At 56.9% G+C, this 11684-nt stretch carries 12 protein-coding genes; 6 read left to right on the top strand and 6 right to left on the bottom strand.

All coding sequences use genetic code 11. The features are described 5' to 3' along the window. Positions 1–248: 248 nt before the first annotated feature. The 5 genes from UB90_RS06400 to UB90_RS06380 form a co-directional block, all read right to left on the bottom strand. Positions 249–509, bottom strand: a complete 261-nt coding sequence (locus UB90_RS06400) for a hypothetical protein (RefSeq protein ID WP_005608901.1) — start codon at positions 507–509, stop codon at positions 249–251. A 187-nt stretch (positions 510–696) separates the two neighbouring features. Then, complete coding sequence (locus tag UB90_RS06395) at positions 697–2043, bottom strand: TrkH family potassium uptake protein (RefSeq protein WP_081285532.1); 1347 nt, start codon at positions 2041–2043, stop codon at positions 697–699. After that, positions 2040–2726, bottom strand: coding sequence for a potassium channel family protein (locus tag UB90_RS06390; protein WP_005608897.1), 687 nt, complete (start codon positions 2724–2726; stop codon positions 2040–2042). The genes UB90_RS06395 and UB90_RS06390 overlap by 4 nt, the downstream gene beginning before the upstream one ends. A gap of 184 nt (positions 2727–2910) precedes the next feature. Beyond that, positions 2911–5010 carry a TonB-dependent siderophore receptor gene (locus UB90_RS06385; RefSeq protein WP_227512119.1) on the bottom strand — a complete coding sequence of 700 codons (2100 nt, stop codon included), beginning with the start codon at positions 5008–5010 and terminating at the stop codon, positions 2911–2913. A gap of 140 nt (positions 5011–5150) precedes the next feature. Continuing rightward, positions 5151–6014 (bottom strand): AraC family transcriptional regulator, encoded by an 864-nt coding sequence (locus UB90_RS06380; protein WP_065325471.1) that lies wholly within the window; start codon positions 6012–6014, stop codon positions 5151–5153. 262 nt (positions 6015–6276) lie between these two features. On the opposite strand from UB90_RS06380, the gene UB90_RS06375 reads away from it, so the two are divergent. From UB90_RS06375 to UB90_RS06350, 6 genes are all read left to right on the top strand, one after another. Beyond that, positions 6277–6891 (top strand): ribonuclease D, encoded by a 615-nt coding sequence (locus UB90_RS06375; protein WP_005608890.1) that lies wholly within the window; start codon positions 6277–6279, stop codon positions 6889–6891. Positions 6892–6961: 70 nt separating this feature from the next. Next, entirely contained in the window at positions 6962–7561 is a 600-nt protein-coding gene (locus UB90_RS06370) for an LptA/OstA family protein (protein ID WP_005608886.1), read from the top strand. Between the two features lie 3 nt (positions 7562–7564). Further along, complete coding sequence (locus tag UB90_RS06365; RefSeq protein WP_081285531.1) at positions 7565–8062, top strand: LptA/OstA family protein; 498 nt, start codon at positions 7565–7567, stop codon at positions 8060–8062. Continuing rightward, positions 8062–8820, top strand: a complete 759-nt coding sequence (lptB, locus tag UB90_RS06360) for an LPS export ABC transporter ATP-binding protein (protein ID WP_005608879.1) — start codon at positions 8062–8064, stop codon at positions 8818–8820. The genes UB90_RS06365 and lptB overlap by 1 nt, the downstream gene beginning before the upstream one ends. Before the next feature lie 322 nt (positions 8821–9142). Beyond that, positions 9143–9706 (top strand): ribosome hibernation-promoting factor, HPF/YfiA family, encoded by a 564-nt coding sequence (hpf, locus tag UB90_RS06355; protein WP_005608877.1) that lies wholly within the window; start codon positions 9143–9145, stop codon positions 9704–9706. Positions 9707–9761: 55 nt separating this feature from the next. Further along, positions 9762–10226: a PTS sugar transporter subunit IIA gene (locus UB90_RS06350; protein ID WP_005608874.1), complete on the top strand. Its 465-nt coding sequence runs from the start codon at positions 9762–9764 to the stop codon at positions 10224–10226. Positions 10227–10246: 20 nt separating this feature from the next. On the opposite strand, the gene UB90_RS06345 is transcribed toward UB90_RS06350, so the two are convergent. Beyond that, positions 10247–11683: a sulfotransferase family 2 domain-containing protein gene (locus UB90_RS06345; protein ID WP_065325472.1), complete on the bottom strand. Its 1437-nt coding sequence runs from the start codon at positions 11681–11683 to the stop codon at positions 10247–10249. Between the last annotated feature and the right edge of the window lies 1 nt (position 11684).

Below are 11684 nucleotides of genomic sequence, written 5' to 3'. Positions count from 1 at the left end.
GGTTTGGCGCGGGCTGTCAATCGGCGAGCAGACAAACAGGTGCATCGACTGGACCAGTGGCCAGCCGGTTTAAGATCTCTGATTTTGAGGAGAGGAGGGCCTGACCATCTCGCAAAGCATCGCGTGTGGTATCAGTTTGCCTCAGCACGTGGCGCGTGGGCGGGCGTTATTAACGGCAGCGCCAATCAAGGTCCGCATCTTTGCGGGAACGCCTGCGGAAGCATTCTCCGCAGGCGCATCTTCGTCGCTTAGGAATTCATTTCTTCCAGCAGACCATCGTAATACTCGCACACTTCGGACAGGTCCTCGGCGTTTTCGAACATGGCGGATTTCTCCATCATCTCGGTGGCCACTTCCTGCATGCGCTGCGGATCCTTGGCTGCCAACTTCTGCAGACCTGCGTTTACTTCCATGGATTTCGCCTGTGCAAGTTCCGCGGTGCACTCCTCAGCAAGAGCAGGTGCGGAGAACGCAACGGTCAGTGCGAGTGCGGCAAGTTTCGTTTTCATAACAATAGCCTATAAATCAGTGGTGATAGTCATGCGCCGGTCAATCCGGGCCGCGCTCACCTACTCAGATCGCGCAGGGCGTTCCAGCCCAGAAGCAGGCTCAACCAAAAGAAGAGCGAAATTCCGCCAACTGCGGCAGGAAACCGCCGCGCCCCGACGGTGGAATGCGGCGATTTCAAGGGCGCGTTTAGCCGAGATACACATCGCCTTTGGGATACCGCACCCGTGGCCTGCTGTGGGTCGCAAGGAAAAACCCAAGCGTCAGAGGCCCAACTCGGCCCAGGAACATGATCGCGATGATCACCGCCCGGCCAAAGCCATCAAGTTCCCCAGTGGCACCACGCGAAAGACCAACTGTTCCAAAGGCAGAGGTGGCTTCGAACGCAAGGTCCAGAAACTCTTCGTCATGAGAAATCGAGATCAAAAAGATCCCCGCCAACACGATGAATATGCTGATGGTGGTCAGCGCCATCACTTTCATCACATCCTCCACCCCGAGGCTGCGACCAAAGACGTGCAGCGCGGTTTGGCGGCGAAAGAATGCAACAGTGCCGATCAACAGAACGATGAGCGTGGTCACCTTGATGCCACCCGCCGTGGAGGTGCTGCCACCCCCCACCAGCATCAGCGACATGGTCATAAGTGTGGTGCTGTCGTGCATACCGCCTGTGTCGATTGTGTTGAAACCGGCTGTGCGCGGGGTCACCGCTTGAAACCAACTGGCCCAAAGACGACTGGCCGTGTCCGGCAAACCACCAAGCGTCGCCGGATTTGTCCATTCAAGCGCGGCAAAACCCACCCACCCCAAAAGGATCAGCGACAAGGTACCCGTCAGCATCAATTTACTGTGGAGATTGAGCCGCCGCCACGACCGCGCCCGCACCAGATCCCCCACCACAACAAAGCCCAGCCCCCCGAGAATGAACAGCGCCGGGATGGTCAAATTGATGATCGGGTCATTAACATAGCCCGAAAGACTATCGGAATAGAGCGCAAAACCTGCGTTATTGAAGGCTGAAATGCTGTGAAACACCGCATGCCATAGCCCCATCGGCCAGCCTAGGTCCGGCACAAATACAAAAGACAAAATTGCGGCTCCGGCCAGTTCGCACACCAATGCCACCAGCATGATTGTCCGCACGATGATCGCCAGCCCGCCAAGGGAACGCTGGTTGAGATCTTCTCGTAGCACCAGCCGTTGTGGCAAGCCGACCGGGAGGCCCAGCGCCGACAACAACAGGACCGCAAAAGCCATCAACCCCAATCCACCGAGCTGGATGAGCAAGGCCAAGATAACCTGCCCGATCACGGTAAGATCACTGCCGGTATCGACAACCGCCAGCCCCGTCACCGTCACAGCCGAGGCAGAGGTGAAAAACGCATCGCCGAATCCGACCGCACCGGTATGCGACATTGGCATCCACAAGAGCAGCGCCCCGACAAAGATGCTGGAAAAGTAAAGAAGAGCCAAAATCAATGGCGGCGGCAGCCCGCGCTCAACCGGCGAAGCGGTCTTGATTGTGGGAAGTTTCACGACAGGCTCGCTGCAAAATTGCGCAAGTCAGAGCGTTTGCCCAGCAGGATCAACAGATCATCCTGCGCAAGGGTACAGTCAGAACCGTCCTGACCAAGAAACTCAGTCCCGCGCATCACGCCGATGCAGCGTAGATTGTGGCCTGAAGCGTAGGGGATATCCACCAGTGCCTTGCCTTCCAGCGACTGCGGGATCTTAAAGTTCACCACATGATAGCCATTTCCAAGGCTAACATAATCACGCACCAATGGGTTGTGGAGAACCTGCGCGATGTGCATGCCCACGTCGACCTCTGGGTGGATGATCCGGTCCACCTTCAGCTTACTGAGAATGCGGTGATGAGTCTTGGTGGTCGCCTTGGCCCAGACCACAGGCACACCGATGGTTTTCAGGTTGATGGCCGCAAGGATGGAGGCCTCCAGATCCGATCCCATGGCGACCAGCGCCACGTCACAATCCGCAATCCCGGCCTGTCGCAGGGCAAGATCATCACGGGCATCGATTATTAGGGCTTGAGACAGCTCATCAGCGCATTGGCTGACTCGGGCTTCGTTGCAGTCTACCCCGATCACATGATTGCCGAAGCGGCTCAATTCTCGGGCGACGGTAGTTCCGAAGTTTCCAAGACCCACAATCACGAAGGTCTGGCGTCGCTCCGCGCTTTTGCGTTTGGCAGTTAGCATGCGCGTTTTGCTCTCTGTGGCGTTGCCGGCTATGTCCGGCGACTCTTGGACAAAACAAAGCCTTACGCGCTTGGCAAGCCTTTCTGACGGCTGTTCACTGACATGCCCTCGGGGCACATCTCGATCACAAATACAAAAGGAGCGCCCAAACGGACGCTCCTATCAAGCCGGTAACATGTTGTGATCAAAAGGACTTTACGAACGTCAGGGTTGCCTCACGACCGCCCCCATAAGAACAGACATAGGCCGTTTGGCACCCAGTTACATATGCATCATCTGCAAGGTTGGTGATCGCCAGGCGCATATCTATGCCATTGTTAAAGCCATAACTGACATAGGCATCATAGAGTGTGGCACTTGGAACCTGCAGCGTATTGGCAGCATTTGCCTGACTGGCACCGCGATGACGCAGACCTGCGCCGATACGCAATCCATTCAACTGCGGTGTGCTAAATTCATACTCTGCCAAAAGGCTCAACTCCAGCTCCGGCACCAGTGTCGGAGACAGCCCGATCAGGCTGGAATTGCTGTCCGCAGTGATCTCTGCATCAAGCTTGGTTGCAGCACCGCGCAGATGCAGACCATTGCCAAAATCATAGGCTGCTTCCAGTTCCACCCCGCGCATGCGCACCTCTCCGAGTTGGTCAAAAGTCGGCCATGCGCCCGTGACCACGTTTTCCTGATCGATCTGGAAAATCGCCCCGGCGAGGCTGAAATTCCCCCCCGCAGGCATCCACTTGAACCCCAGCTCAAGCTGGTTGCCCTGCTCGGGCATGGTAACGCCGTTCGCGGGTGAGGAGATCAGCGGGTTAAAGAAGCTCGCATAACTCAGGTAGGGCGTGAAACCATTGGCAAACTCATAAGCTGCGGCCGCGCGATAGGAGGTCTCACTATCGGAGCGTTCAAACCCAGCGCTGCCGTCTTGCTTTGTTTCCACCCAGTCGTGGCGAAGGTTCCCGGTAAGGATCAGGCCGCTCGCAAAAGTGATCTGGTCTTGCAGATAAAGACCAACCTGTGTCTGGGTGGTCAGCGCGTCCTGATATACCGAGGTCATGGGCGTGCCCGGCGCGGTGGGTTTCACCACCGTGTTGGAGCCAAAGCCAGAAGCCTGAACTTCGTCCAGTTGGTAGCGGCGCGCATCCAGACCCAAGAGCAGATTATGTTCTGCATCGCCGGTGCTCACGCGACCGAAATACCGGATATCCGCCTGTGCACTGCGTACCGTGGTGTCATGCTCAAAGGCGATAAGGCTGAGGGTGCCATTGGGGTCCGCTGGTTGCAGTGCATAGCCTGCGTAGCCATAGGGGTAGTAATAAGACTCCTCGACCGAGGCATATCCCAAGCGCGTAATCCCGGTCAGGGTAAACCCATTGGCGAACTCATGCTCAACGATTGCAGAAACGGTAGCCTGATCACGGCGATAGCTGTCCCAGTTCGGGTCGGAGAAGTTGGCGCCAGGGTCGATATAGCCAAATTCTGCGGTGGGCACGACAGTGCCATAATAGGGCAGAAAGGTGCTGCCGTTATGTTGCTCATCCGCCTTATGGAGATTTGCGAGCAGGGTAATTTCGGTGCCCGTATCAAGCGCCATCTTGAAACCACCCGCCAAGGTGCCACGCCAGCCGGAATTCAGATCGTCATAACTGTCACCCGCCTGCAAGCGCCCGGTTAGGCGAAAGGCACGATCCGCGCTCAGGTCCTCGCCATAGTCAAATGCCAGACTGCTCTGCCCCGCATCATTGATACTAAGGGACAGTTCGCCCATATGTCCGCCCGGACGTTTGGACACGTAATTCAGAATACCGCCGGGATTAGACCCCCCATATAGGGCCGAGGATGGTCCACGAAGCACCTCGATGCGCTCTAGCGTATAGGGGTCGATAAAGAAAGATCCGAACGCAAACGCGAGGTTCTGGGCATTGTCGAGGTAGACTCCCGTCTGGTCGGCCTGAAAGCCGCGCACGCGAATCCAGTCGTAGTCCTGATCGTTGCCGAAAACCTCTGTGGTGACGCCTGCGGTGTAACGCAGGGCTTCGCTGACTTGCGAGGCGGAAAAGGTCTCGATCTCTTGGCGTCCCAATACCGAGATCGACTGCGGCACCCGGTTTACCTCAAGTGGAACCTTGCCGCCCGTTGCCGTGAGCGGATTCACAGTTCCATTGACCGGCCCGGTGGCGCTTTCGGTATAGGCCACGTTGATGTCCTGTAGAACGATTACATCCTCATCTGTCGTCTGAGACGATGCAGATGTTGCGCTACACAGGAGGAGGGCTGTGGCCGACATGCAGAACACATCCGACCTGAATAGAGTTTTTTGCACTGGCATGGAGCGCCCCTGTTTCGTTTCGATACGCTAGGCCCGTGGCCTGCGGTTCCCGAATACTGTGGTCCGTGGGGCGGGCGGGTGCGGTTCCATAGATCAAGTCAGGAGGTGCGGTCTTGTAGGATCGGCGCAGAAACTGATTGGGTTGGTTCATTCATCCAATCGCTGGGCACCTGCCCGGTCAGGGATTTGAACACCCGGTTGAAGTGGGCCTGATCCGCAAACCCCGAATGCAATGCCACCTCGGCAAAGCTCTGCCCACTCGCAAGCTGCGCTTTGGCATGCTCGATGCGTTGCGCCAAGACCCAGCGGTATGGCGACAGGCCAGACGTGCGGCGCATCACGCGATTGAGCTGGCTGCGTGACAAGCCAACATCAGCGGCCATGTCATCAACTCCGATCTTGCGGTCGAGGTTTTGACGGACATACCCCTGCAGACGGCCCACCACATGCGTATCTGAGACAATCTCACGTTGCGTCGAACGCTGATTGAGAAGCTCCAGAATAATGCAATCAGCAAGCTTCTCGCGCAGTGGTTCCGGTCGGTCAGGGTCCGCCAGCATTTGAACCAAAGGGCTGATGGTACGTAAATCGCGCAGGAAGAATGGAGCAATAGTTTCGGGCGGACGTCCCATTAAACCATGCAGCCGATCCTGTGACACATGGATATCCATGTGGCGCAACGTGCCGGGTTGCGCGATCTTACTCCAGACCTCCATGCCTGCGGGGACAAAACAGGCGGCGCAATGCTGCAGATCACCATCTCGGGTCTCGCTCAGTGGGATGCGATACCCATCGCGCATGATCACAAAACGGGGATGACGTGACACGTAATGCCCGCCCGCATGAGCGCTGTTGCGGACATGCCAACAATCCACCGCTAAGCCGTCTGCGGAAAACGTGCTGCTGTCAGAAAGTGGCGTAAAGCCATGAATGGCAGCCATCATACGGGGGTGAAAACTCATAACTTCCTCAGGCCTTACAGGTATTCGCGCAGACAATGACGCGCGAGAATACGAACAACAGGCTGGACTGAGGACTCAATCTGGCTGCCTGACATTAGCATTTCACGATATACAACACCACAGGGAGCAATGCGTCGGGCGATAATGGGATCGAGATGCGCGCTTTCCCACTGTTCCGGAGGGGCGAGCCTGTTGAGTTCACCATCCAAAGCGCCTATGTCGATCTCAATTCACATCACACAGCCAGATCAGGGACCGCGACGTGGCCACGCATCTATACCAGAACGACCTTCCGGATTCTGTCGATCTGGGCCCCGTGGTTGCCATTGACTGCGAAACCATGGGTCTGAACCCGCATCGCGACCGCCTGTGTGTGGTGCAAATGTCGGGCGGCGATGGAGATGCACATCTGGTGCAGATCAGCAAAGATCAGACCGAAGCACCGAACCTGACCTCAATGCTGACCAACCCGGACGTGCTGAAGCTGTTTCATTACGGTCGGTTTGACATTGCGGCACTTTACCACCGCTTTGGCGCACTGACCGCGCCAGTTTACTGCACCAAGATCGCCAGCCGATTGGTACGAACCTACACCGACCGTCATGGGCTGAAGAACCTGACACAGGATCTGCTGGGACAGGATATCTCCAAGCAGCAGCAGATGAGCGACTGGGGTGCGGACACGCTCACTCGGGCGCAGATGGACTATGCGGCTTCGGATGTGTTGCACCTGCACCGGCTGCGCGACGCTCTGGATCTACGGCTGGCCCGCGAAGGGCGCAGCGATCTGGCGCAAGCCTGTTTTGATTTTCTGCCAACCCGCGCACGACTGGATCTGGCTGGCTGGCCGGATACCGATATTTTCGCCCATTCCTGACGTCATCTCGCCGTATCACGCATTGAGTGCGGCATTAATAGCAACACGATAACAGAGAGGAGACACAGCCATGGATCGCTATTCACGCGTCGTCTCTTATCTCAAGGTTGCGCTACCGCTGGCCGCACTGGCGCTGCTGTCGACGCTGTTTTTGATCTCGCGGACCATCAATACCGACCCCTCGATCCCATTTGCGGATTTTGAGCTGGAAAACCGGCTGCGCGGCCAGCAGGTGACCGCTCCCTTCTTTACCGGCACAACGGCCACCGGGCAGGAAATTACCATTGCCGCCACCAAGGCGTTGCCCGGCGGTGGTGGCGAAGGGGCCTCTGCCAGCGACCTCGAAGCGGAGATCCTCACCACCGAGGGCCGCCGTATTCTGATGCTCTCGGACAGCGGCTCCATTCGCCCGGATCAGGACAGCGCCATATTGATGGGCAATGTGCGGATTTTGACCCCCGATGGAACCCGTGTTGAAACCGAGCGGTTGAATGCACAGCTCAGCGGTCTGGAGGTGATCAGCCCCGGCGCTGTTACCGCAGAGGGGCCAATGGGAGATTTTAGCGCCGGAACGATGCGGATCTTCACGGATTCGAAGAACGCCCCGGTACATATAGAGTTCACGGAAGGCGTAAAGCTGGTGTACGATCCTGCAAAAGTAGAAAGATAACCCGTGCGACGACTGACATTTGTTATTCTCTTTGGTTTGACAGCCCTTGTGCATGCCCCCGCCCTGATGGCGCAGGGGACAGGTGTGTCCTTTGGGGTGCTGCAGACGGACACGTCGCAACCAGTCGACATTACCTCCGACAATATGAGCGTAAATCAGGAAGATGGCTCTGCATTGCTGACCGGTAGCGTGTTGATCATTCAAGGCGAGATGCGCCTGAGTGCGGACAATGTTCTGGTGGTCAGACGGGCTGAGGGCAACGGGATCGAACGCCTGGAGGCGCGCGGCAATGTGTTGCTGGTCAGCGGCGAGGATGCCGCCGAGGCGCGCGAGGCCGATTACACCATTGAGAGCGGCACCGTAGTGATGCGCGGCGATGTGCTTTTGACCCAACAGGGCAATACGCTGGGCGCAGAACAGATGACAGTCAATATCACCACCGGAAACGCCACACTGAGCGGTCGCGTCCGTACCACTCTTCCGGGCAGTGGCGGCAACTGATGGCCAAACCAAAGTTAGAAGTCACCTCCGGCTCGTCCGGGCTGCGCATTGAAAAGATGCGCAAGAGCTATCGCAAACGCGTGGTGATCCGCGACGTGTCGATGGAACTCAACCGCGGTGAAGTGGTGGCACTGCTGGGGCCGAATGGCTCTGGCAAGACCACCAGTTTTTACACCATCGCCGGTCTGGTCTTTCCTGAGGCCGGGCGGGTTACGCTTGACGGCCAGAATGTCACCTCATTGCCGATGTATCGCCGCGCGCGCATGGGTATCGGCTATCTGCCGCAGGAAATGTCGATCTTTCGCGGCCTCTCGGTCGAGGACAATATCTCAGCGGTATTGGATATTGCGGTCTCTGATGACCACAAACGCCGTGAACGCCTCGAAGAACTGCTCTCGGATTTCTCTATCGAACATCTGCGTCGCGCCCCTGCGCTGGCTCTGTCGGGGGGGGAACGCCGCCGGGTGGAGATCGCACGCTGCCTTGCGGCTGATCCAAAATATCTGCTTCTTGATGAGCCTTTTGCGGGCGTTGACCCGATTTCTGTCGGCGACATCCGGAATCTTGTGGCGGACCTCAAGACACGAGGCATCGGCGTTTTGATCACGGATCACAACGTTCGCGAAACGCTGGAAATCGTTGATCGGGCCTATATCCTGCACGACGGACAAGTACTAATGTCTGGCAGCCCCTCTGAGGTAGTCGAGAACGAAAACGTCCGGCGGGTCTATCTTGGTGACAACTTCCGCATTTCCTGACCTTGGCTGTGTCCACTGGTCTTTGGGCATATAATGGTGGTCATACGATCACTTAACGCTCTCATTTGGCGAGGGCTCGCCGACAAGTTGTCTACCCCCGCAAAATGCACGCTGAATTGCATTGACTCCGTGCGGGCTTTGTCATCGAATTGACGTATGGCACATGTGCAACCCGCTGCAGTCTACCTGGCAATCCCGATTTCGGGGTACCGCTTTCTGCATGCTGCACATTGTGCCCATCCTTCCTGGCGATCCTGAAACAGACTGTGCACACACTTCGCACCCTGCTGTGCGGACCCAGGCAACACAAAAAGGAGATCACATGCGTTACAAAGTCAGCGGAAAACAGATCGACATCGGCGAATCTCTGCAAACTCACGTAGAGACGGAGCTAAGTGCGGTCTTGGAGAAATACGCAGGCCGACCGACTGATGCTCAGGTCGTTTTCTCCCGCAACGCGCATGAATTTGTCTGCGAAGCAATCGTGCACCTGTCCACCGGGCTTACCTGTCAGGCAAAGGCTCATGCTACTGAGATCTATGCGTCTTTTGAGGCCTGCCTTGAAAAGATGGACAAACAGCTACGCCGTTACAAGCGGCGGTTGAAGGACCATCACCGCGATCGGGCCGAGCCGGTTGAACTTATGGGGGCTAGCTCGTATATCCTCGCGTCTGAAGAAGTGGAATCCGACGTGGAGCCGGACTCGCTGCAGCCCATTATCGTGGCGGAGATGGAAACCAAGATCCCATCGCTGTCGGTGGGTGAGGCCGTCATGCAGATGGAGCTTGCTGGCTCTCCCGTTCTGGTGTTCCGCAACGAAGGTAAAGACGGACTGAACGTGGTGTATCGGCGCGAAGATGGCAACATCGGCTGGATCGATCCCTGATTGAATTGCGAAGGGGCCAGGATAAGGCCCCTTCACCCCGAATGGAGCAGTGGCAATGCAGATTTCGAACATCCTCAAGCAGGAGGCCGTCCGTGTTATCGGAGCGGCGTCGAGCAAAAAGCGCCTGTTTCAGGAAGTGGCTGAAGTTGCGCAAGCAGCCTACGGGTTAAAAGCCCAACTTACTGTCGAAGCGCTTCTCGATCGAGAGAGCCTCGGACCAACCGGTGTGGGACATGGCGTCGCCCTGCCCCACGCGCGCCTCGACGGGATTGACCGCGTTGTTGGTGTCTTTATTTCCTTGGAAAAACCACTGGATTTCGGCGCGGTGGATCGCCAACCCGTAGATATTGTCTTTGCCCTGCTCGCACCGGTAGATGCGGGTGTTGAGCACCTGAAAGCCCTTGCTTTGGTGTCACGGACCCTACGTGAGCAGAGCTTTTGCACCAAATTGCGGGCCAACCCGGACCCGGCGACCTTACATACTATTCTCACTGAGAGTCAGTCGGTTCAGGCCGCTTAGATCGGCGACCTGTTCAGGTTTCAGCCCTCGGGTCGTGCCCAATCCTCAAAACCGAAGGTCAGATAGTCGCGCGCATAAACCGCGCGACAGAGAGCTTCGAGCTTTTCATCATAGATATCAGCAAGCGCAATGGGCCGATCATCAGGCACAGGTGGCACATCGCCCGGAGCCATTCGTCCGAGCTTGCGTGCCAGCCACGGTAAATCCTCTACCAGTTCATCCTCACGCAGGATCAGATCGGGAGCACCAAGGTCTGCAAAACCGCTGATAATCTGCGCCTGACTGGCCCAGCGCGCGTCCACTCTGATCGCAGTCTGCCCCGCGAGATTGGCCTTGAGAAAGGTCAGGAACTGCTCGAACGCGGCACGATGCATCGGGCGGGTATAGCTCTCATCCGGGTTTTCCTGCGGGATCTCGAGATTAAACTGCCGCCGCAGCGTATTTCGGATCTGTTTCATCGTGCCCGGACCGCGCGACAGGATCTTGGTGCAAAAGACATCATGCGCACGCGCCAAAGGGTGACGCACCACGGTAAAGCTGCGATAGCCCGGGTTGCTATGTCGCCATTGCCGCAACTGCTTTTGGTTCATCCCGGTGATCAGCCCATCAGCAGAAACTTTATCAAGCCCACCCATCCAGTTGGTCACATGCGTCTCCAGACCATTGCGGACGGGCATATAGAGGATCGGCGTTACCACACCCGCGACATATCCCGGAACTGCAGGCCCACGGCGCGGTTCAAAATTCGGGGTGCGTGTCAGGTTAAACCGATCCATTCCCGAAAGCGCACCGATCATTTCGTCCGGGTTTTTGACTTTAGAGATCACTGGCGCCGGGTTCTGGCGTTTTAGCTTGTCATCCAGCGCATCTAAGCGCGCAGGAACCCCCAGCCACGCCGCCAACCCGTTCATTACATCAAGGTCCTGAAGATCCTCATAAGCGATATAAAACGCGGTCTGGCCACTGCGCTGCAGATGGTTCAACACAGCGACCTGAAACTCCTGCAGCCGATCTACATGTTCGCCAAATTCCTCTGTATCAAATATGGCTTTGGCATCTTTGCGCCGCTTAACATTGGTAAGCTTCCACTGCCCTGTGGCCTGCGCGATCTTCCACGACACATAACTATCGAGCGGATTACGGGTCAGGATGATCTTTGCCACCTGCGGATCATCAAGGATCGTATCAAGGATGCGGGGATCGTGATCATGAAAATAGCGAAATCCACCTAGGTCTGCGTCATCACGGATCGCCGCCAAAAGCTGGTGCGGGTCATCCTCGCGCCGCTGTTGCGAGATACCAAGGATCTCTGTGGAATTGGGGTAGCCGATGAAATGCGGGTTAAACGCCTCGCCATGGCAAGTCACCCCCTCAAGCGCATTGAGGTTCGCCTCGAGAAAATTCGAACCGGTGCGCATCTCTGCAAGCACCACAAAGGAGGTAAAACTGCCGGGCATC

The organism is Tritonibacter mobilis (assembly GCF_001681715.1).
Classification (GTDB): domain Bacteria; phylum Pseudomonadota; class Alphaproteobacteria; order Rhodobacterales; family Rhodobacteraceae; genus Epibacterium; species Epibacterium mobile.
The sequence above is the reverse complement of the archived record's forward strand: the minus strand, read 5'-3'. Positions and strand labels throughout refer to the sequence as shown.

Bases quoted from the DNA above. Each gene is read 5' to 3' on its own strand.
- UB90_RS06400 (WP_005608901.1), bottom strand. From the start codon at position 509: ATGAAAACGAAACTTGCCGCACTCGCACTGACCGTTGCGTTCTCCGCA.
- UB90_RS06390 (WP_005608897.1), bottom strand. From the start codon at position 2,726: ATGCTAACTGCCAAACGCAAAAGCGCGGAGCGACGCCAGACCTTCGTG.
- UB90_RS06385 (WP_227512119.1), bottom strand. From the start codon at position 5,010: ATGTCGGCCACAGCCCTCCTCCTGTGTAGCGCAACATCTGCATCGTCT.
- UB90_RS06380 (WP_065325471.1), bottom strand. From the start codon at position 6,014: ATGAGTTTTCACCCCCGTATGATGGCTGCCATTCATGGCTTTACGCCA.
- UB90_RS06370 (WP_005608886.1), top strand. From the start codon at position 6,962: ATGGATCGCTATTCACGCGTCGTCTCTTATCTCAAGGTTGCGCTACCG.
- lptB (WP_005608879.1), top strand. From the start codon at position 8,062: ATGGCCAAACCAAAGTTAGAAGTCACCTCCGGCTCGTCCGGGCTGCGC.
- hpf (WP_005608877.1), top strand. From the start codon at position 9,143: ATGCGTTACAAAGTCAGCGGAAAACAGATCGACATCGGCGAATCTCTG.
- UB90_RS06350 (WP_005608874.1), top strand. From the start codon at position 9,762: ATGCAGATTTCGAACATCCTCAAGCAGGAGGCCGTCCGTGTTATCGGA.
- UB90_RS06345 (WP_065325472.1), bottom strand. From the start codon at position 11,683: ATGCCCGGCAGTTTTACCTCCTTTGTGGTGCTTGCAGAGATGCGCACC.